The 20,598-nt window shown below is 67.4% G+C and carries 21 protein-coding genes and 1 tRNA gene; 9 read left to right on the top strand and 13 right to left on the bottom strand.

Features of this window, described 5'->3' with window-relative positions; translation table 11 throughout:
• Positions 1–396: 396 nt before the first annotated feature.
• From LPC10_RS05360 to LPC10_RS05350, 3 genes are all read left to right on the top strand, one after another.
• Positions 397–813, top strand: a complete 417-nt coding sequence (locus LPC10_RS05360; RefSeq protein WP_231345778.1) for an NADH:ubiquinone oxidoreductase subunit NDUFA12 — start codon at positions 397–399, stop codon at positions 811–813.
• 101 nt (positions 814–914) lie between these two features.
• Positions 915–2,012 (top strand): SMP-30/gluconolactonase/LRE family protein, encoded by a 1,098-nt coding sequence (locus tag LPC10_RS05355; protein ID WP_231345777.1) that lies wholly within the window; start codon positions 915–917, stop codon positions 2,010–2,012.
• Between the two features lie 119 nt (positions 2,013–2,131).
• On the top strand, positions 2,132–2,791 hold the full coding sequence (locus tag LPC10_RS05350; protein ID WP_231345776.1) for a DUF2155 domain-containing protein: 660 nt from the start codon (positions 2,132–2,134) through the stop codon (positions 2,789–2,791).
• A gap of 160 nt (positions 2,792–2,951) precedes the next feature.
• Here LPC10_RS05350 and LPC10_RS05345 read toward each other — a convergent pair whose 3' ends face one another.
• Positions 2,952–3,431: a monooxygenase family protein gene (locus tag LPC10_RS05345; protein ID WP_231345775.1), complete on the bottom strand. Its 480-nt coding sequence runs from the start codon at positions 3,429–3,431 to the stop codon at positions 2,952–2,954.
• Positions 3,432–3,478: 47 nt separating this feature from the next.
• Between LPC10_RS05345 and LPC10_RS05340 the strand changes: the two genes are divergently transcribed.
• Complete coding sequence (locus LPC10_RS05340; protein ID WP_370644658.1) at positions 3,479–4,102, top strand: TetR/AcrR family transcriptional regulator; 624 nt, start codon at positions 3,479–3,481, stop codon at positions 4,100–4,102.
• A 125-nt stretch (positions 4,103–4,227) separates the two neighbouring features.
• Here LPC10_RS05340 and aat read toward each other — a convergent pair whose 3' ends face one another.
• From aat to carB, 10 genes are all read right to left on the bottom strand, one after another.
• A complete protein-coding gene (gene aat / locus LPC10_RS05335; protein ID WP_231345773.1) occupies positions 4,228–4,902 on the bottom strand; it encodes a leucyl/phenylalanyl-tRNA--protein transferase in 675 nt (224 codons plus the stop codon).
• Between the two features lie 97 nt (positions 4,903–4,999).
• Positions 5,000–6,367 carry an acetyl-CoA carboxylase biotin carboxylase subunit gene (gene accC / locus LPC10_RS05330; protein ID WP_231345772.1) on the bottom strand — a complete coding sequence of 456 codons (1,368 nt, stop codon included), beginning with the start codon at positions 6,365–6,367 and terminating at the stop codon, positions 5,000–5,002.
• A 10-nt stretch (positions 6,368–6,377) separates the two neighbouring features.
• Positions 6,378–6,851, bottom strand: coding sequence for an acetyl-CoA carboxylase biotin carboxyl carrier protein (gene accB / locus LPC10_RS05325; RefSeq protein ID WP_108939016.1), 474 nt, complete (start codon positions 6,849–6,851; stop codon positions 6,378–6,380).
• Positions 6,852–6,867: 16 nt separating this feature from the next.
• A complete protein-coding gene (gene aroQ, locus LPC10_RS05320; RefSeq protein WP_231345771.1) occupies positions 6,868–7,323 on the bottom strand; it encodes a type II 3-dehydroquinate dehydratase in 456 nt (151 codons plus the stop codon).
• Between the two features lie 116 nt (positions 7,324–7,439).
• The gene (locus LPC10_RS05315) at positions 7,440–8,330 is read right to left on the bottom strand and encodes a LysR family transcriptional regulator (RefSeq protein WP_060772152.1); all 891 of its coding nucleotides are present in this window, start codon (positions 8,328–8,330) and stop codon (positions 7,440–7,442) included.
• Positions 8,331–8,762: 432 nt separating this feature from the next.
• Entirely contained in the window at positions 8,763–9,737 is a 975-nt protein-coding gene (trxB, locus tag LPC10_RS05310; RefSeq protein WP_231345770.1) for a thioredoxin-disulfide reductase, read from the bottom strand.
• Positions 9,738–9,894: 157 nt separating this feature from the next.
• Positions 9,895–10,968: a mitochondrial fission ELM1 family protein gene (locus LPC10_RS05305; protein ID WP_231345769.1), complete on the bottom strand. Its 1,074-nt coding sequence runs from the start codon at positions 10,966–10,968 to the stop codon at positions 9,895–9,897.
• 33 nt (positions 10,969–11,001) lie between these two features.
• Positions 11,002–11,523 (bottom strand): hypothetical protein, encoded by a 522-nt coding sequence (locus LPC10_RS05300; RefSeq protein ID WP_231345768.1) that lies wholly within the window; start codon positions 11,521–11,523, stop codon positions 11,002–11,004.
• Positions 11,524–11,528: 5 nt separating this feature from the next.
• Positions 11,529–12,005, bottom strand: a complete 477-nt coding sequence (gene greA, locus LPC10_RS05295; RefSeq protein ID WP_197711636.1) for a transcription elongation factor GreA — start codon at positions 12,003–12,005, stop codon at positions 11,529–11,531.
• Positions 12,006–12,141: 136 nt separating this feature from the next.
• Complete coding sequence (gene carB, locus LPC10_RS05290; protein WP_231345767.1) at positions 12,142–15,615, bottom strand: carbamoyl-phosphate synthase large subunit; 3,474 nt, start codon at positions 15,613–15,615, stop codon at positions 12,142–12,144.
• Between the two features lie 298 nt (positions 15,616–15,913).
• Between carB and LPC10_RS05285 the strand changes: the two genes are divergently transcribed.
• Positions 15,914–16,345: a pseudoazurin gene (locus LPC10_RS05285; protein ID WP_231345766.1), complete on the top strand. Its 432-nt coding sequence runs from the start codon at positions 15,914–15,916 to the stop codon at positions 16,343–16,345.
• 39 nt (positions 16,346–16,384) lie between these two features.
• On the opposite strand, the gene LPC10_RS05280 is transcribed toward LPC10_RS05285, so the two are convergent.
• Positions 16,385–16,873 (bottom strand): CAP domain-containing protein, encoded by a 489-nt coding sequence (locus tag LPC10_RS05280; protein ID WP_231346971.1) that lies wholly within the window; start codon positions 16,871–16,873, stop codon positions 16,385–16,387.
• 213 nt (positions 16,874–17,086) lie between these two features.
• Positions 17,087–17,163, bottom strand: a tRNA-Asp gene (locus tag LPC10_RS05275).
• Positions 17,164–17,705: 542 nt separating this feature from the next.
• On the opposite strand from LPC10_RS05275, the gene LPC10_RS05270 reads away from it, so the two are divergent.
• The 4 genes from LPC10_RS05270 to LPC10_RS05255 are packed head-to-tail and all read left to right on the top strand — an operon-like array spanning position 17,706 to position 20,584.
• Positions 17,706–18,071 (top strand): NADH-quinone oxidoreductase subunit A, encoded by a 366-nt coding sequence (locus LPC10_RS05270; RefSeq protein ID WP_108939010.1) that lies wholly within the window; start codon positions 17,706–17,708, stop codon positions 18,069–18,071.
• 52 nt (positions 18,072–18,123) lie between these two features.
• Positions 18,124–18,711 carry an NADH-quinone oxidoreductase subunit B family protein gene (locus LPC10_RS05265; RefSeq protein ID WP_231345765.1) on the top strand — a complete coding sequence of 196 codons (588 nt, stop codon included), beginning with the start codon at positions 18,124–18,126 and terminating at the stop codon, positions 18,709–18,711.
• Between the two features lie 11 nt (positions 18,712–18,722).
• A complete protein-coding gene (locus LPC10_RS05260) occupies positions 18,723–19,382 on the top strand; it encodes an NADH-quinone oxidoreductase subunit C (protein WP_231346970.1) in 660 nt (219 codons plus the stop codon).
• An 11-nt stretch (positions 19,383–19,393) separates the two neighbouring features.
• Positions 19,394–20,584: an NADH-quinone oxidoreductase subunit D gene (locus tag LPC10_RS05255; protein WP_108939007.1), complete on the top strand. Its 1,191-nt coding sequence runs from the start codon at positions 19,394–19,396 to the stop codon at positions 20,582–20,584.
• Positions 20,585–20,598 lie beyond the last annotated feature (14 nt).

Below are 20,598 nucleotides of genomic sequence, written 5' to 3'. Positions count from 1 at the left end.
GTCATGCGGAAACGGGGTTTTGGAGAAACCCCGCCGAGCCGTCCGAAGCGATGCCCGAAGCTTACGTCCGGGTGGCCATCTGCGTCAACAACTAGTGCCGGCTACCCGTGTTCCGCGCTAGATGTTGTGTTCTGCGCTATAAATCTGTGGATATCCGGGGCGTCGCGCTAAGTGGCCTTTCGGCCTGGATGAATCATGCGGGAAATTTTTTCGATTCACAGGCGTGACCGAGGGCCGGGCGCTGACCCAAGGATTTGGTAGGGTTAACGACCGCGCCGGGCGGGGGCGGGCGTGCCGAAAATGCGACACCGCCGTAGGGCGCTGGACTCGCGCGCGCGTGACGACCATAACGGCGCGGCGACGGCGCCCGCCGAGCCGTCGCCTGCCGGAGGAACCATGGCCCTCAAGGACACGCTGCTGCGCATCTTCACGTGGTGGAACGGGCAGACCCTATCGCTCGCGCTCTACACCGCGCGCAGCGGCACGTTCGTCGGTTCGGACGAACTCGGCAACAAGTACTACAAGGCGCAAGGCCCGCTGATCGACCGCTCGGTCGGCTCGGAGCGGCGCTGGGTGGTCTATAACGGTTACGCCGACGCCTCCCGCGTGCCGCCGGGCTGGCGCGCGTGGCTGTGCCACAACGGCGACACGGCTCCGAGCGAGGAAGACTACCGCCCGCGCGAGTGGCAGAAGCCCCACGAGGAGAACCTCACCGGCACGGCGGCCGCCTACCGGCCGAAGGGCTCGCAGCTCTCCTGGGGCCAGCGCCCCGCTGCCACCGGCGACTACGTGCCGTGGACGCCGGGCGAGTAGCCGGTCTCTCCCTCGCTCGTTGATCGCTTCGCCGGCTTGCCGGTGAACGGATCGGCGCGTCGGGCCTTGTCCCTCCATCGGAAGATGGAGCGGGACAATCCATGCGAGCGACGATGTTGGCCCTGTTGCTGTGCCTCGGCGCGAGCGCGGTGCGGGCGCAGGAGGCCGATGCCGGGGCCCAGGCCGAGCTGACGCCGGTCCTGAAATCGGAGAACCTCGTCTTCAACGGCATCACCCGCTCGAAGGACGGGCGGCTGTTCTCGCCGTTCCAGCGGCAGCAGAAGGACAAGGGCCTCCAACTCGGCGAGTGGATCGACGGCAAGCCCGTGCCCTATCCGGACACCGCCTGGAACGGCTGGAAGACCGGCGAGGATGCCTCTAAGGCCTTCGTCGGCGCCAACACGATCCGCATCGGCCCGGATAGCGACCTGTGGGTGGTCGACAAGGGTGCGGCCGAACTCGGCGGGGCGCCGCTGCCCGGCGGGCCGAAGCTCGTACAGATCGACCTCTCGACCAATACCGTCCGCAAGGTCTTCCCCCTGGAGAAGGGCACCACCGACAAGAGCTTCATCGACGATTTCCGCTTCCATGGCCGCAAGGTCTACCTGACCGATGCCGGCCAGCCCGGCATCATCGTGCTCGACCTCGACGACGGCGCGCTGCGGCGCGTCCTCGACGGGCATCCCTCGACCGTGGCGCAGCGCCCGCTCACCGGCGAGAACAAGGTGCTGCTCGACGCGAAGGACAAACCCATCGCGATCCACGCCGACCAGCTCGAAGTCTCGCCGGACGGCAAGTGGTTCTACTTCCAAGCCTGCACCGGCCCGCTCTACCGGATCGAGACGCAATGGCTCGACGATGCAGGGCTCAGCGATGCGGAGCGGGCCAAGCATGTCGAGCTGTTCGCGGCCACCGTCTCGACCGGCGGCACGGCGATCGATGCGGACGGCAACATCTACGCCTCCGACACCGACAATCTGCGTATCCTGAAATTCGCCCCGGACGGTAGCCAGAGCACGCTGGTGCAGGACCCGCGGTTGGTCTGGGGCGACGCGATGTGGATCGACGAGGAGGGCGGCCTGTGGATTCCGGCCGCGCAGATGAACCGCAGCAAGGGCATGAACGGCGGCACGTCGAAGATCGTCTTCCCGACCACGATCTTCCGCATGTCGATCGGCGCCAAGCCGGTGCGGAACTAGGGAACACGGTCCGGCCGCCCTTTTTCGACCACTCGCCCTTTTTCGACCACCCTTGCGGTGTTGGAACGGCCGGATCGTTTGCCGGCCGTAGTGGCCGGAGCCAGACTCAAGAGGGCGCCTTGAGCCGCAACCCCGCAACCGTTCTGCGCCGGACCGCGCTCGGCACGCTGGCGCTGATCCTGTCCGCGCTGCCGGCCTCCGCCGACAAGATCAAGAACCCGACTGCGGTGTTCTCCGGCCTCGACAAGATCACCGGCCGGATCGTGACCTTCGAGGTCGCCATCGACGAGACGGTGCAGTTCGGCGCCCTGCAGATGACGCCGCGGGTCTGCTACTCGCGCCCGCCCACCGAGACGCCGAAGACGACGGCCTTCCTCGAAGTCGACGAGGTGACGCTCGACAGCAAGTACCGGCGCATCTTCACGGGCTGGATGTTCGCGTCGAGCCCAGGGCTCCACGCCATCGAGCACCCGATCTACGACGTGTGGCTGACCGATTGTAAGGGCGGCACCGACGTGATCGCCGAGGCGAAGGAGCAGGAGGACGTGCCGGCGCTCGCCTCCCGCCAGGAGAAGCCGAAGAAGAAGGGCGCGGACCCGACCAAGACGGCTCAACAGGTCAACCAGAACGGTCAGGTCGATGTCGAGGGTCCGCGCGGCGTGCCGGTGCAGCCCAAGCAGAAGCCCTCGCGAAAGTTCTTCCCGAACAACGAGGGCCCCGCACCGGCCCCGCCGCCCCCGCGCGAGCCGCAATCGCTGTTCGACGCGCTCTTCCGGTAGAGCATCGTCCCGAAAGGTGGCCGTCGGCTTGTCTGATACGGTCGCCGCTTGATCAAAGCGGAGTTCGGATCAGCAAGCCCGCGCGGGGCTTGAGCGACGGCCAAATCCGCCATCCCGAAGGGATCATCCGGATTTGGTATGACGAGGCTCCGGGGGGCTCCTACGAAGCCAGCCGCTGCCGCGAGGTCATGAACGGACCCTCCGGCTGGCGAGCGGCGGCAAAGGTGCCGAGCCCGACCGGGTGGGGCATGCCGACATAGATCGCCTCCATCCCGCCGGAGAGGCGATAGGCCTCGTGCCAGAAGCCGTTGCCGGCCGGATCGCGGCCGAACTCCCGCCACCACGTCTTGTGCGGGTCCGAGCGGGTGAAGGCCTCCAGGCTTTCCAGATCGCGCCAGTACTGCCGCATGCCGATATGGTTGAGGCCGTAGACGAGGTTCTCGTGCGCGAGCAGCCCGTCCGGCATCGCCCGCTGCACCTGCGCGAGGCCGCGTCCGATGCCGAGCAACGCCCTCAGGCCCCGCAACCGGCCGACCCGAAAGCCGAGATAGACCACCACGAGGCTGGGATAGGCCGAGAGATCGACCGAGTCCCGCCGGGGTCGACCGCTCGCACCCGCTTGCTCGTCCACCGTTCGCATGGCATCCCCTCCATGTTTACGGTGTCATCATAGGTGTGCTGCTTACAGTGTCAACATCAAGGGGTGAGTCGGGATCGGGTAGGGGCGCATACCACCACGGCGAGTTGCGCGAGGCTTTGGTCGCGGCCGGCCTGTCGATCCTGGAGGAGGGAGGGGATCCCTCCGCTCTCGGCTTGCGCGAGGCGGCGCGCCGGGCCGGTGTCTCGGCCATGGCGCCCTATCGGCACTTCCCCGACAAGGAAGCTCTGCTCGCAGCGGTGGCGACGGTCGGGTTCGAGCGACTGAGTGCGGCCTTGGAATTGGCTGACAGGAGAGGGGAGGGCGAAGAGGCGAAGCGGGAGGCGCTGTACGCTCAAGGGGAGGCCTACGTCGCCTTCGCCTGCGCCCAGCCCGGCCTGTTTCGCCTGATGTTTGCGGCCCGCGCCGGCGGGTCACGCCCTCAGGACTTGTGTGATGCCTCGGCTGCCGCCTACGCGGTGCTGTCCGACCGCGTCGCCACTCTGGTGCCGCCCGCGACCGCGGCCGAGGAAGCCCTGCGATCCTGGGCGCTGGTCCACGGGATTGCCTCGCTCGTCGTCGACGGCATGGTCGGAGACGCCGTGCAGGCCGATCCGAGGGCGGCGGCAGCCCTGGCTGGCCGGCTCCTGCGGCTCGAACCGATTCCCGGATAAAGAAAAGTCGGTTCCCAAAGGGATCATCCCTTTGGCGGGGCGCCGGGGTAGAGCCCCGGCTTCTCTCTTCAGCCAGGGCTCCGCCCTGGACCCAATGACAAGGACTCGCCCTTTCGAAACCCCGACTATGCGGGAGCGCTGCCGATTCCGAGGGCGGCCAGAGCCTCGCTTCCGCAGAAACTCCGGTTGGGCGGGCCCCACTCGGCGCGCTCGGTGATCGCGGCGGCGAGCTGGCGCTTGTAGATGTGGCGCGGCACCTCCTCGACGCCGAACTGGCTCAGGTGCTCCGTGAGGAACTGCGTGTCGGCGAGCCGGTAGCCGCCCGCCCGCAGCCGGGCGACGAGGTGGACCAGGGCGACCTTCGAGGCGTCGCGCACCTCGTGGAACATGCTCTCGCCGAAGAAGGCGGCGCCGAGCGAGACGCCGTAGAGGCCGCCCGCGAGGCGTCCCTCGTGGTAGACCTCAATCGTGTGGCAATGCCCGAGATCGAACAGGGCACCGTAGAGATCGCGGATGCGGGCGTTGATCCAGGTCCGGGCCGTGTCCCGCCGCGGCGCGGCGCAGCCGTCGATCACCGCGTCGAAGTCCCGGTCGCTGACGACCTCGAACAGGTCAGAGCGCACGGTGCGGGCGAGCCGCTTCGGCACGTGGAAGCGGTCGAGGGGCAGCACGCCGCGAACTCGGGGCTCGACCCAGTAGATCGTCGGATCGTCGGCATCCTCGGCCATCGGGAAGATCCCGGCGGCATAGGCCTTGAGCAGGATGTCAGGCGTGATGTCCACGGGATGCCTGTCGTGCATCGGAGCGTTGTCGCGCGCTCCCGGCCCGAACGCCAGCCGGCACGGGGGCGCAGGCGTGACGAGGAAGCGAAGGTGACAGGGCACGAAGCCCTGTCCCTCAGCGCCGCAGCTCGACGCCGGCGGCCTCCTCGCGGGCGAGGAAGCTCTCCAGCCAGTGGATGTCATACTGGCCGTTCTGGACGTCGGCGTTGCGCACCAGCGTCCGGAACAGGGGCAGCGTGGTGTCGATGCCGTCGACCACGAACTCGTCCAGTGCCCGGCGCAGACGCATCAGGCACTCGTTGCGGGTGCGCCCGTGCACGATCAGCTTGCCGATCAGCGAGTCGTAGTGCGGCGGGATGCGGTAGCCCTGGAAGGCGGCCGAATCGACCCGAACGCCGAGGCCGCCCGGCGGGTGGAAGTAGGTGATCAGCCCCGGCGAGGGGCGGAAGGTCGCCGGATGCTCGGCGTTGATCCGGCACTCGATGGCGTGGCCCTCGACCTTGATGTCTTCCTGTGCCACCGACAGACCGCCGCCGGCCGCGACCCGGATCTGCTCGTTCACGAGATCGATCCCGGTGATCATCTCCGTGACGGGGTGCTCCACCTGAATCCGGGTGTTCATCTCGATGAAGTAGAACCGCCCGTCCTCGTAGAGGAACTCGATGGTGCCGGCACCGATATAGCCGAGCTCGCGCATGGCGTTGGCGCAGATACCGCCGATCTCGGCGCGCATCTCGGCATTGAGCGCGGGCGAGCCGCCTTCCTCCCAGACCTTCTGGTGGCGGCGCTGGAGCGAGCAGTCGCGCTCGGCCAGATGCACGGCCCCGCCGCGCCCGTCGCCGAGGATCTGCACCTCGATATGGCGCGGCTTGGTCAGGTATTTTTCCAGGTAGACCGCGTCGTCGCCGAAAGCGGCCTTGGCCTCGGTGCGGGCCATGTCGAGGGCCTGTTCCAGCTCGGCTTCCGAGCGGGCGACCTTCATGCCGCGCCCGCCGCCGCCGGAGGCCGCCTTGACCAGCACGGGATAGCCGATCTCGGCGGCGACCCGCTTGGCCTCGTCCGGATCGGTGACGCCGCCCTCGGAACCCGGCACGCAGGGGATGCCGAGGCGCTTGGCGGTGCGCTTGGCCTCGATCTTGTCGCCCATCACCCGGATATGCTCGGCCTTGGGGCCGATGAAGCCGATATTGTGGTGGGCCAGAACCTCGGCGAAGCGGGCGTTCTCCGAGAGGAAGCCGTAGCCGGGATGCACGGCGTCCGCCCCGGTGATCTCGCAAGCGGCGATGATCGAGGGGATGTTGAGGTAGCTGTCGCGGGCGGCCGGCGGGCCGATGCAGACGCTCTCGTCGGCCAGCCGCACATGCATGGCGTCGGCGTCCGCCGTCGAGTGGACCGCCACGGTGGCGATACCGAGCTCCTTCGCCGCCCGCAGGATGCGGAGCGCGATCTCGCCGCGGTTGGCGATCAGGATCTTGTCGAACATCGCGGGGAGGCTACTCGAGAACGAGGAGGGCTTCGCCGTACTCGACCGGCATCCCGTCCTCGACGAAGATCGCGGTCACCGTACCGGCGCGGGGCGCGACGATTTCGTTGAAGGTCTTCATGGCCTCGACCAGCAGCAACTTGTCGCCGGCCTGGACCTTCGTGCCGATCTCGATGAACGGCTTGGCGTCCGGCGAGGGGCGCAGATAGGCGGTGCCAACCATCGGGGAGGGCACGGCGCCGGGATGGCCCGCGCCGGACTTGGCCGGAGCCGGCGCCAGGGCGGCGGGCGGCGCCGCGGCCGGTGCCGCCGCGACCAGGGCCGGGGCAGGGGGCGCGACCTGAACCGAGACCGCCTCGATCTTGCGGGCGACGCGGATGCGCAAGTCACCCTTCTCGACCTCGATCTCGCTCAGGTCGGTCTCGGCGACCATCCGGGCGAGTTCGCGCACCAGTTCGGGATCGAAGGGTTCGTTCTTGGCCATCGGCTCTTGGTTCACGTCAGGAGGCGGACAGGAACTGTCCACGCAGGAGATGGGCGAGGGCATCGAGCCCGACAACGTAACTGTGGGGTCCGAAGCCCGAAATCACACCGGCACAGACCGGGGCGATCCGCGACACGTGCCGGAATTCCTCGCGGGCATGGACGTTCGAGAGGTGGATCTCCACCGCCGTCACCCCCGCTCCCTTGATCGCGTCGCGCAGCGCGATCGAGGTGTGCGTGTAGGCGGCGGCGTTGATGAGAACGCCGGCCCCGGCAGCACCCGCCTCCTGCACGAACGTCACGAGTTCGCCCTCGTGATTCGTCTGACGGAAGGTCAGGGCGATATCGAGGCGAACCGCGTGATCCCGCAGGTTTCGCTCGATGTCGGCGAGCGTGGCGGCACCGTAGATGCCCGGCTCACGCTGGCCCAGAAGGTTGAGGTTCGGCCCGTTGAGGCAGTGAATCGCGATCATGCCGTCCGGCTATCGTCGGCCGGAGGCTTCGCGAACCGCCCGGCAAGAGGGGCGGTCTTAGACGAGGGAGTCGGGGCGCGACAAGGGTAGTCGTGAAGGACGTTGCGGCCAAGCTTTCAGTAAGTCCAGCGCTGCGCCTTGTTCACGAGGAAATCACGGAATGCCTGGACGCGGGCGACCGAGCGCATTTCCTCGGCATAGACGAGATAGCTTTCCATCGTCGGCATCTCACTCTCGCGCAGCACCTGGACGAGGCTCTCGTTCCCGTCGACGGCGTAGTCCGGCAGGATGCCGACACCGACGCCCGCCTCCATCGCCTTGTGGAGCGCCGTGATGTTGTTGACCGTGAAATGGACCGGACGGCGCTCGTCGCCCTCGCGGCCGATGCTGGCGAGGTAGTGGGTGGCGAGCAGGTAGGACGGCTCGTTGCCGCCGAAGGAGACGAGGCGGTGTTCGTCGAGATCGGCAATGGTCTTGGGCTCGCCGAAGCGCTTGACGTAATCGGGGCTCGCGAAGGCGTGGTAGTGCACCGTGAACAGCCGCCGCTGGATCAGGTCGGGCTGGGCCGGACGGCGCATGCGGATGGCGATGTCGGCCTCGCGCATGGCGAGATCGAGTTCCTCGTTGGTGAGCACCAACTCGATCCGCACGTCCGGGTAGAGATCGAGAAACTCGGAGACACGCTGTGACAGCCAAGAGGTGCCCAGCCCCACGGTCGTCGTCACCCGCAGGTCGCCGGAGGGGCGCTCACTGGTCTCGACGAGGCGGGCGCGGGTGTTCTCCAGCCGAAGCTTCATGTCGCGGGCGGCGCGGAACAGCAGGTCGCCCTGCTCGGTCAGGATCAGGCCGCGGGCGTGCCGGTGGAACAGGGGGGCCTTCAACTCGCGCTCGAGCGCACTGATCTGCCGGCTCACCGCCGACTGGCTGAGGCCGATGTCGTCGCCTGCCCGCGTGAAGCTCCCGGCCTCCGCGACGTTGAGGAAAATCCGGATCTTATCCCAATCCAAGGCCGTCACTCCCGCCCGTCGAGGTCGGCCCGTCGCGGTCAGCCCGTCACGGGGACCACGACCTTCGGGCGTTGCACGACGCCAGTCTGCTACTCCGCCGTGCCCAGCGGAAGGCTCCTTTGCGAAACCTGCCGGCTCCCGCAGCCTTCAGGTTAGGGCGGCAAGCTTGCGATTTCGTTGCGTCTTTTTCGCCATCAACAGGGAAATGCGTATCGAACAACGTCTTGAATGCTTCGACAGCGTCGGTTCCCGCTCGGTCTGCGCGTCCGACACGACGGTGGGGCGGGCCTTCTTTTGAGCAGTACTTGAAACGCGCACACAAGACCCAACGCGCGCGGGCCACCGGCCCGGTGGTTCGGTGTCCTCGCAAAACGCCCGCCGGACCGCTGCCGGTGCGACGACGGCCGGTGATCGGGCGTTTCGAGAGGTCTTTTACTCGGCCGCGGCCTTGGCCGGGCTCTCTCCGACATCGAGATTGGCGAGGAACTTCTCCGCCTCCAGCGCGGCCATGCAGCCCATGCCGGCCGCGGTGATCGCCTGGCGGTAGACGTCGTCGGTGACGTCGCCGGCCGCGAACACGCCCGGAATCTCGGTCGCCGTGGTGCCCGGCGTCACGTTGATGTAGCCGCCGTGCCGCATCGGCAACTGGCCCTCGAAGATCGCGGTAGCCGGCTGGTGGCCGATGGCGACGAACAGGCCGTCGGTGGGCTGCTCGACGATCTCGCCGGTGCGCAGGTCCTTGAGGCGCAGATGCGTGACGGAGGGCGGCGCGTCGGAGCCGCAGATCTCCTCCACCGCGTGGTGCCACTTCACCGTGACGTTGGCGTGCTTGAACAGGCGCTCCTGCAGGATGCGCTCGGCGCGGAACTCGCCGCGGCGGTGGATGACGGTGACCGACTTGGCGAGGTTGGCCAGATAGAGTGCTTCCTCGACCGCGGTGTTGCCGCCGCCGACCACGGTGACGTCCTTGCCGCGGAAGAAGAAGCCGTCGCAGGTGGCGCAGGCCGAGACGCCGAAGCCCTGGAACTTCGCCTCCGAGGGAAGGCCGAGCCATTTCGCCTGGGCGCCGGTGGCGATGATCAGCGCGTCGCAGGTGTAGGTCTCGCCGGAATCGGCCTCGAGCCGGAACGGGCGGACGTTGAGATCGACGCTCGTGATGTACTCCGAAACGATCTTGGTGCCGACATGCTCGGCCTGGAGGCGCATCTGCTCCATCAGCCAGGGGCCCTGGATCGCCTCGGCAAAGCCCGGATAGTTCTCCACGTCGGTGGTGATCATCAACTGCCCGCCGGGCTGGAAGCCCGAGATCAGCAGGGGCTCGACCATGGCGCGGGCAGCGTAGATCGCGGCGGTGTAGCCGGCCGGCCCCGAGCCGATGATCACGAGCCTCGCATGAGTGTGCGCCATCTGTGCCGTCTCCTGTCAGGGGCGGGCACGGTCTTCTGAAAGGCCGGCCGTCCACTCGTCCTATGTTGCGTCCCGCCCGATCCTGCACGGCACGAGCAAACATTTCCTTCCGAAGATCGGGACGCGTGGAAACGTCCCGTCTTGTCTAGCCGCAGCCTTAGAGCGACCTGCGCGCTGACGAGGCGAGCGCGGGACGATCGTCCCCCGGTGACCCCGGCGCGAAGCGCCGTCGATGCTGCCCATACGCCTCGGCCAGGGCTGCGGCGATCTCCGGCGTCGCGTCGATCGGGGCGTAGCGCAGGGCCTCCAGGCGGCCGATGAAGGGCTTCAGCGCACCAGCCATGGCCAGGCCCGCGAACATCCGCCTGTGTCGGATATAGGTGCGCGGCAGGTCGAACAGCAGGAGGGGCACGCCGGTGCTCGCAGCCTCGCCGACCATGTTGGCGGAATCGGAGGTGACGACGATGTGGTCGGCGATCGCCAGCATGCCGACGTAAGGGTTATCGCCGCTGCCGTCCCAGAAGAACCCGCCCTTGTCCCTCACCAAATTTTCCAGCGCGGTGCGCAGCTCCGGCGGCGTGCGCCGCGAGACCGTCAGCATCAGCGAGCAGCCGCCCTCGGCGAGCTTGGTGAGGTCCCGCACGAGCCGCTGCATGTCGGCCTTGCGGTAGCGCAGGTGCCGGCTATCGCCGCCGATCAGCACGGCGATGCGCGGCCAGGGCAGGCGCGCGAGCCGCGGGTCGGGCGTTGTGCGGGCCGCGTCGAGCCGGGCGCGGGAGACAGGGTGCGGCGCGGTGAGCGTGGTGAAGACGTTCGGCCCGCGCAGGTCGTCGTAGTCAGGAACCCAGATGAAGTCCGCGGTGTCGTGGCCGGTGCGCGGATCCTTGAGAAAGGCGGTGAATGTCTTGCCGCCGGAGGCCCGGCGCAGGGCGCGCAGATAGGGCACGGCGCGCCGCCCCGAGGCGATCAGCACGTCGGGCAGCGGGCCTTGCAGCAGGCCCCCGGCCCGGCCCGGCGCGTCCCGCGGATCGATCGGTCCCCAGGGGGCCATCCAAGTCAGGGGGCGTCCGTCCGGAATCCGCCGCGTCTCGTAGGTGAGGCCGAGCGCCTCGGCGATGCCGAGGCACTGGTTCTCGTCGCCGGCCTTGCCGTCGGTGAGAATCCAAGTGCGGGCCCGCGCGAGTTCCGGCGGTCCGCTGCGGTCGGCCTTTGCCGGCCTTTGTTCGTTCACGCGACGCAAACCCTTGGTCCCACGAAACCCGGCCTACTGCGCCGGGAATCTCCGCCGCAGCCACTGCGCGTAGTGCTCGGCGAGCGCTGCGACCCGCCGCCGCTCGGAGGCCGGATCATACCACGCACCGCCGGAACTCGCGGGCAAAGCCGAGAGCTGCGGGTGGCGCGCGAGGATCTCGCCTCCGCGCCCGACCAGCAGGGCCTCGCCGTCGAGGTAATCGGTCGCGCCGCCGCCGCCGAGGCTGCCGCCGCGGCCGAAGCCCTCGCTGCCGGCATAGGGTGTGAGCGACAGGCCGCTCACGCGCACCACCAGCGTGGGGCCGCCGCGCATGATGCGGTCACTGAAGCTGCGCCGCAGGGCCTCCGTCAGGTCTGCCCGCAGCGCTTCGGTCTGCGGGCCCCTGGCATAGGCCTGCAACGGTCGCACATCGACGGCAATGCCGCCGAAACGGCCGAAATCCTGCGCCGCGGCCGGGACGGTGAGCATGGCTCCGGCCGAGAGGCCAAGCGTGGCCAAGAGGCCGAGCGCGGCCGCGAGGCCGAGGACGCGCACGGGGCTCAGGCTCCCCATTCGACGGCGACGACCTCGTAGGACTTGCCGCCGCCCGGCGTCGTGACCTCCACCGTGTCGCCGACCGTCTTGCCGATCAGGGCGCGGGCAATGGGCGAGGAGATCGAGACGCGGCCCTCGCGAACATCCGCCTCCGGCTCCCCGACGAGCTGGTAGGTCTTCTCCTCCTCGGTGTCCTCGTCCACGAGCTTCACGCGGGCGCCGAACTTGATCTTCGAGCCCGACAGCTTCGAGGTGTCGATGATCTCGGCGCGCGCGATCATGCTCTCGAGTTCGAGCACCCGGCCCTCGTTGTGCGACTGGGCCTCCTTGGCGGCGTGGTACTCGGCGTTCTCGGAGAGGTCGCCAAGCGCGCGGGCCTCGGAAATCGCCTGGATGATCCGGGGACGTTCCACCTGCTGGCGCTGCTTCAGCTCTTCCTCGAGGGCTGCGTAGCCGCGTGCCGTGATGGGAAGCTTGTCGATGCTCATGGTCTCGCGCCACAATGAAGAGGCCCGGCCGGAGCGAAACACTCCTTCCGGGCCGGGATAACGGCTCTCGATGTGTGGTCCCAGGCCGCCCGCCTCCGCGCGGCGGGCCACCCGGCACACGAACGTCTATTTAGGCCGCGAAGTATTCCTGCAAGGCACGCACCTGGAGATCGCCTTCGAGATAGGCCTTGATCCCCTCGGCCGCCGCCATCGCGCCGGCGAGAGTGGTGTAGTACGGCACTTTATGCAAGAGGGCCGCCCGGCGCAGCGAGCGCGAGTCGGAGAGCGCACCGGCCCCCTCGGTCGTGTTGATCACGAGCGCGATGTCGCCGTTCTTGATCGAATCGACGATGTGGGGCCGGCCCTCCAGCACCTTGTTGATGCGCTGGGTCGGGATGCCCTCGTCCGCCAGGTAGCGCTGGGTGCCGCCGGTCGCGAGGATGGTGAAGCCGAGCTCCGACAACAGCCGGATCGTCGGCAGCACGCGGGGCTTGTCGTCGTCGCGCACGGAGACGAACACCGTGCCGGTGCGCGGCACCGCCGTGCCGGAGCCGAGCTGGCTCTTGGCGAACGCCACGCCGAAGCCGGCATCCAGCCCGATCACCTCGCCGGTGGAGCGCATCTCTGGCCCGAGCAGCACGTCGACGCCGGGGAAGCGGGCGAAGGGGAACACCGCCTCCTTCACCGCGATGTGGTCGAGCTGCTTCGGCTTGAGGCCGAAGCTGTCGAGCCGCTCGCCGGCCATGATCCGCGCGGCGATCTTGGCGATCGGCTCGCCGATCACCTTGGCGACGAAGGGGACCGTACGCGAGGCGCGCGGGTTCACTTCCAGCACGTAGATCGCGCCGTCCTTGATCGCGTACTGCACGTTCATCAGGCCGCCGACCTTGAGGGCCAGCGCCATCGCCTTCGTCTGGCGCTCCAGTTCCGCGATGATCTCGGGCGACAGGGTGCGTGGCGGTAGCGAGCAGGCGGAATCGCCCGAATGGATGCCCGCCTCCTCGATGTGCTCCATGATGCCGGCGATGAACACGCTCGACCCGTCGCAGACCGCATCGACATCGACCTCGGTCGCGTCTGAGAGGTAGCGGTCGAACAGGAGCGGGTTCTTGCCCAGCACCGTGTTGATCTGCCCCGTCTTGTCGTTGGGGTAGCGCGCCTTGATGTCGGACGGGATCAGGCTCGGGAGGGTGCCCAGCAGGTACTCGGCGAACTGCGTCTCGTCGCGGATGATCGCCATGGCGCGCCCGCCGAGCACGTAGCTCGGGCGCACGACGAAGGGCAGGCCGAGTTCGGCCGCCACCAGCCGGCTCTGCTCCACCGAGTAGGCGATGCCGTTCTTGGGCTGCTTGAGACCGAGCTTGTCCAGCAGGCGCTTGAACTGGTCGCGGTCCTCGGCGAGGTCGATCGCGTCCGGCGAAGTGCCGAGGATCGGCACGCCGGCGCCTTCCAGGGCGCGGGCGAGCTTGAGCGGGGTCTGCCCGCCGAACTGCACGATCACGCCGTGGAGCTGGCCCGCCTGCCGCTCGGTCTCGATGATCTCGAGCACGTCCTCCGCCGTCAGCGGCTCGAAATAGAGCCGGTCGGAGGTGTCGTAGTCGGTCGAGACCGTCTCCGGATTGCAGTTGACCATGATGGTCTCGTAGCCGGCCTCAGTCAGCGCGAAGCAGGCGTGGCAGCAGCAATAATCGAACTCGATGCCCTGACCGATCCGATTCGGGCCGCCCCCGAGGATGATGACCTTCTTCTTGTCGGACGGGTACGCCTCGTCGGCGGTCTGGCCGGCGAAGGGGGCGACGTAGGTCGAGTACATGTAGGCGGTCGGCGCCTTGAACTCGGCGGCGCAGGTGTCGATCCGCTTGAAGACCGGGCGCACGCCGAGGGCCCGGCGGGCGGCGCGCACCGCGTCCTCGTCGGTATCCGCCAGCACGGCGAGCCGTGCGTCGGAGAAGCCGGCGGCCTTGAGCTGGCGGAAGGCGCCTGCAGTTATCGGCAGGCCATGCGCCTTCACCCGGTTCTCCAGATCGACGATGGCCTGGAGCTGCTCCAGGAACCACGGATCGATCGCGCAGGAGGCGTAGATCTCCTCGTGGCTGATTCCGAGGCGCATCGCCTGGGCGACCTTGAGCAGGCGGTCGGGCGTCGGCGTGCCGAGGGCCGCCTTGATCGCGTTGTGGTCGTCGCCCTTGCCGAGGCCCTCGATCTCGATCTCGTCGAGGCCGGTCAGCCCCGTCTCCAGCGAGCGCAGGGCCTTCTGCAAGGATTCCGCGAAGCAGCGGCCGATCGCCATCGCCTCACCCACCGACTTCATCGCGGTGGTCAGGGTCGGCTCGGCGCCGGGGAATTTCTCGAAGGCGAAGCGCGGGATCTTGGTGACGACGTAGTCGATCGTCGGCTCGAACGAGGCCGGGGTCGCGCCGCCGGTGATGTCGTTGGCGATCTCGTCGAGCGTGTAGCCGACGGCGAGCTTGGCCGCGACCTTGGCGATCGGGAAGCCGGTGGCCTTCGAGGCGAGCGCGGAGGAGCGCGACACGCGCGGGTTCATCTCGATCACGATCATCCGGCCCGTCTTCGGGTCGATCGCGAACTGCACGTTCGAGCCGCCGGTCTCGACGCCGATCTCGCGCAGCACGGCGAGCGAGGCGTCGCGCATCACCTGATATTCTTTGTCGGTGAGCGTCAGCGCCGGGGCGACGGTGATGGAATCGCCGGTATGGACGCCCATCGGATCGACGTTCTCGATCGAGCAGACGATGATGCAGTTGTCCGCCTTGTCGCGGACGACCTCCATCTCGTACTCCTTCCAGCCGAGCACGCTCTCCTCGATCAGCACCTCGTTGGTCGGCGAGGCGTCGATGCCGCGCTCGACGATCTCGAGGAATTCCTCGCGGTTGTAGGCGATGCCGCCGCCGGTGCCGCCCATGGTGAAGGACGGGCGGATGATTGCCGGCAGGCCGACTTCGGCCAGCGCGATCAGGGCCTGGCCGAGCGCGTGCTCGATGTAGCGGCGGCGCCGGTCGCCCTCGCCCCCGCTCCACTGCCGCTCGAACTCGGCGAGCGCCGCTTCGCGGGAAGCCGCATCCGACTGCGCCGCCTCGATGCGAGCCTTCTCGGCGAGGTAGCGGTCGCGGTCGGCCTTCTTGGCGGCGGAGGCGTTGGCGAGCGCCGATTTTGGCGTCTCCAGGCCAATCTTGGTCATTGCATCGCGGAAGAGGTTGCGGTCTTCCGCCTTGTCAATCGCTTCGGCCGTGGCGCCGATCATCTGCACGCCGAACTTTTCCAGCACGCCCATGCGCTTCAAGGACAGCGCGCAGTTCAGCGCGGTCTGTCCGCCCATGGTCGGCAGCAACGCGTCCGGCCGCTCCTTCTCGATGATCTTGGCGACGATCTCCGGGGTGATCGGCTCGACATAGGTGGCGTCGGCCATGTCCGGGTCGGTCATGATCGTCGCCGGGTTCGAATTCACCAGGACGATCCGATAGCCCTCTTCCCGCAGGGCCTTGCAGGCCTGGGTGCCGGAATAATCGAATTCGCAGGCCTGCCCGATGATGATGGGGCCCGCACCGATGATGAGAATGGAGGAGATGTCGGTGCGTTTCGGCATTGAGCGCCTTGAATCGAGTTCGCGCGCGCTCGCCCTCGCGCACCGCCGTTTCGAAGGCGGCGCCAAGGGGGCGCAGGCGCTGGGATGATCGTCAAGCCCCGCGTTTACACGCAGCCGCGCGGGTTTGAAAGGGCCGCCCGGCCTATGCCGCGCAGGGCCGCCGCAGTGGTGCATATCGAAGTATAACTAATCAATTTCGCAATAAAATATCGATTTGATGGATCGGTATGGATTCTATATTTCGTGTATATCGACGGGTTTGTCGATGATAGTAAGAATTATTATGAGGAAACAGGCAATGATCTTCAGGGCTTTGGTGGCCGCCGCCGCTCTCGCCGTGACCTTGCCGGCGATGGCTGACGAGGTCTCGGTCAAGATGCTGAACAGCGGGCCGGGCGGAATGATGGTGTTCGATCCCGCCTTCGTCCGGTTGAAGCCCGGCGACAGCATCAAGTTCGTGCCCACCGACAAGGGGCACAACGTCGAGACCATCAAGGGCATGGCGCCGGAGGGCGCGGAGTACGTGAAGTCGGCCGTGGGGCAGGAGGCCGTGGTCAAGTTCGACAAGGAAGGCGTCTACGGCTTCAAATGCTCGCCGCATTACATGATGGGCATGGTCGCCCTGGTCGTGGTCGGCGACAAGCGCGACAACCTCGAAGCGGCCAAGAGCGTCCAGCACAACAAGCTGACGCAGAAGCGCATGGAACCGCTGCTCGCCCAGGTTCAGTGATGTCGGCGGCCCGGTCCCCTCGGGCCCGGGCCGTTCGCCTCACTCGCCCGCCATCACGAGCGCCCAGTAGCGCTTGTAGCGCGTCGCCGGAGCATCGACCCGGGCGATGCCGACCCGGCGCAACTGCGGCATCAGCATGTTGCGGTTGTGCTCGGGCGAGGCCTTCCAGCGGGCGAGCACTTGCTCGAAGGTCTCCGAGCCCGCGCTGAGGTTCTCCGAGGCGTAGCGCTTGCCGAGCCCGGCGCTCGCCATACGGCTGTCGAAGCTGCCGGCAATCTCGTGGCTGAGCCGCCCCGCGCTCGCGTTGGCTCTCGCCTGGAACGAGGCTGCGGTGATCAGGCTGCGATCGAGGGTGACCGGACCGAGACCATGCTGCGCCCGGTAGCGGGAGATCGCGGCGGCGGCCGCCTGCTCGTCGAGGATCACGGGCAATGTCGGCGTCCCTGCATCGAGCACAGGGGAGCCGCCGCAGCCGGCGAGCATGAGGATAGTCAGAGTCGCAACGACGGAGAGGCGCAGGTTCGGCATCGAGGTGAATGGGATTGCCACAGGAGGCGCCCGCTTCCGCGGACGGTGCGGCGAAACCGCGGCGGCCAGCTGCCGGTGTCTGATGAGGCAGGCCTCTGTGACATCGCGGACACGCTCGAGCGAGGTGTGACGGCGCCCACCAACAAGCGTTGGCGCAAGGCGATCATCGGGCGACCTTCTGGAAGGAGATGTTCCGGCTTGAAGCTGGGAACATGGCGCGGGCGACGGGGCTCGAACCCGCGACCTCCGGCGTGACAGGCCGGCACTCTAACCGACTGAGCTACGCCCGCGTTCTGCGTCGCCGGCCGGCTGGGCTCGTGTCGGCGACGAGGCGGGGTTTAGGTGGGCCGCTCTGGGCTGTCAAGCCGCAGAATCGCGGAATGCGACGGTTCGACGACGGGGCATGGATGCGACGTCTCGGAAGACCGCGTCGGAGCACATGGGTCCTCGATACGGCGGCAGCGCTTCGGCCTGCATGGGAACGGAGGTGTAGCGAGCGCTCTTGTGGCGACCCCTCTTGGTATGCCAAATGCCAGGCCGCGTGTCAGGAGTAAAAGCCGATGAGACGGCAGGGATGAAACGGCAAAGCTCAAGCGTGGCAGGGCATGCGCCGATCCGTCTCGCCGTCCGAGGCACGGATACCCCCATCTGTCAGGCAAAGAGGTGATTGTGCGACGCGCAATGCCCTTGTTTCGCCGGGGGGGCTCGTCTAAGCCTCGCCCGCGCTCAGTCTGGCATTGGAGGAATTCCATCCGAGGGATTCTGCATGCCGGAAACCGTCGCGAGGGCCGTCGCTCATGATCCTCACGCGCAACCATATGAGAGGTGCGGCATGACCGGCCTGCTGGCAGACTACCTGCCGCTCATCATTTTCCTCGGCGTGTCGCTGTTCATCGCGGTGGCGCTGCTGATCGCGCCTTTCGTCGTGGCCTATTCGAGCCCCGACCCCGAAAAACTCTCCGCCTACGAGTGTGGTTTCAACGCGTTCGATGACGCGCGCATGAAATTCGACGTGCGCTTCTACCTCGTGGCGATCCTGTTCATCATCTTCGACCTTGAGGTCGCCTTCCTGTTTCCCTGGGCGATCACCTTCGGGGAACTTGGCTGGTTCGGCTTCTGGTCGATGATGGTCTTCCTCGGCGTCCTCACCGTCGGCTTCGTCTACGAGTGGCGCAAGGGCGCCCTCGAATGGGACTAGCGGCGCGGCTGCTCTCGCGTCGTTTCCCTTCCGCTCTCGCTCAGAGGCAGAGATGGCCCTGACTCCGACCTTTTCCCGCGCGCCCGATATCGCGCCGGCGCCCAAAGGGATCATCGATCCCTCGACCGGCCGCCCGATCGGCGCGAACGATCCGACCTTCCTGTCGATCAACAACGAGTTGGCCGACCGCGGCTTCCTCGTCACCTCCGCCGACGAACTCATCAACTGGGCCCGCACCGGCTCGCTGATGTGGATGACGTTCGGTCTCGCCTGCTGCGCGGTCGAGATGATGCAGATGTCGATGCCGCGCTACGATTGCGAGCGCTTCGGCTTCGCGCCGCGCGGCTCGCCGCGTCAGTCCGACGTGATGATCGTCGCCGGCACGCTGACCAACAAGATGGCCCCGGCTTTGCGCAAGGTCTACGACCAGATGCCGGAGCCGCGCTACGTCATCTCCATGGGCTCCTGCGCCAATGGCGGCGGCTACTATCACTATTCCTACTCGGTGGTGCGCGGCTGCGACCGGGTGGTGCCGGTGGACATCTACGTGCCAGGCTGCCCGCCGAGCGCCGAGGCGCTGCTCTACGGCGTGCTGCTGCTGCAGCGGAAAATCCGCCGCACCGGCACGATTGAGCGGTGAGGGAGGGCACGATGGAGGCCATCACCACCAACGGCATCACGCTCCGCCGCACCGTCGCGGCGGCCCAGGGCGAGGATGCGCTCCGCGCCATGGGCGAGCGCATCGCCGGGGCGCTCGGTCCCGCGGTCACGGGTTGGACCATCGCCTTCGGCGAGCTGACGCTGATCGTCCAGGGCAGCGACATCGTCTACGCGCTGACCTATCTGCGCGACGATCCGAATTGCGCCTTCCGCTGCTTCATCGACATCTGCGGCGCCGACTACCCGCAGCGGGCACGCCGCTTCGACGTCGTCTATCACCTGCTCAGTCTGCGCCATAACATGCGCGTGCGGGTGAAGGTGCAGACCGACGCCGCGACGCCGGTTCCCTCGGCCATTCCGGTCTTCCCGGCGGCGAACTGGTTCGAGCGCGAGACCTACGATCTCTACGGCATCCTGTTCTCGGGCCATCCCGATCTGCGCCGGCTGCTGACCGATTACGGCTTCGAGGGCCACCCGCTGCGCAAGGACTTTCCGCTCACCGGGTTCGTCGAGGTCCGCTACGATCAGGACGAGGCGCGGGTCGTCTACGAGCCGGTCAAGCTCACCCAGGAATTCCGCAACTTCGACTTCCTGTCGCCGTGGGAGGGTACGGACTACGTGCTGCCGGGCGATGAGAAGAAGTCGAGCTGAGGGCTGCGGTCATGTCTGAGCACAACATCCGCAATTTCTCGATCAATTTCGGGCCGCAGCACCCGGCTGCGCACGGCGTGCTGCGCCTCGTGCTGGAGCTCGACGGCGAGGTGGTCGAGCGGGTCGATCCGCATATCGGCCTGCTCCATCGCGGCACCGAGAAGCTGATCGAGCACAAGACCTACCTCCAGGCGACGCCCTATTTCGATCGGCTCGACTACGTGTCGCCGATGAATCAGGAGCATGCCTTCTGCCTCGCGATCGAGAAGCTCGCCGGCATCGAGGTGCCGCGCCGGGCTCAGCTCATCCGCACCCTGTTCTGCGAGATCGGGCGACTGCTCTCTCACCTCCTCAACGTCACCACGCAGGCGATGGACGTCGGCGCGCTGACGCCGCCGCTGTGGGGCTTCGAGGAGCGTGAGAAGCTGATGATCTTCTACGAGCGCGCATCCGGCGCTCGTCTTCACGCCAACTACTTCCGCCCCGGCGGCGTGCATCAGGACCTGCCGCCCGCGCTGATCGACGACATCGAGGCGTTCTGCGATCCGTTCCTGCAGGTGGTCGATGACCTCGACAACCTCGTCATGGCCAACCGCATCTTCAAGCAGCGCAACGTCGACATCGGCATCGTCTCGGTGGACGAGGCGATGGCCTGGGGTTTCTCCGGCGTGATGGTGCGCGGCTCCGGCATCCCGTGGGACCTGCGCAAGTCGCAGCCCTACGAACTCTACGAGGAGATGGAGTTCGACATCCCCGTGGGGAAGAACGGCGACACCTACGACCGCCAGGTGATCCGCATGGAAGAGATGCGGGAATCCGTGAAGATCATGAAGCAGTGCTGCGCCAAGCTGCGCGAGCCCGCCGGGCAGGGGCCGATCGCCTCCCTCGACGGCAAGTTCGCGCCGCCGCCGCGCCGGGAGATGAAGCGCTCGATGGAAGCGCTCATCCACCACTTCAAGCTCTATACCGAGGGTTTCCACGTGCCCGAGGGTGAGGTGTATGCGGCTGTCGAAGCGCCCAAGGGCGAGTTCGGCGTCTACCTCGTCTCCGACGGCACCAACAAACCCTACCGCTGCAAGATCCGCGCTCCGGGCTTCGCCCATCTTCAGGCGATGGATTGGATGTGCCGCGGCCACCTGCTCGCCGACGTGTCCTGCGTGCTCGGCACGCTCGACATCGTGTTCGGCGAAGTGGACCGCTGAGGAGACGGGTCGAA

Source organism: Methylorubrum sp. B1-46, assembly GCF_021117295.1.
GTDB lineage: Bacteria > Pseudomonadota > Alphaproteobacteria > Rhizobiales > Beijerinckiaceae > Methylobacterium.
The sequence above is the reverse complement of the archived record's forward strand: the minus strand, read 5'-3'. Positions and strand labels throughout refer to the sequence as shown.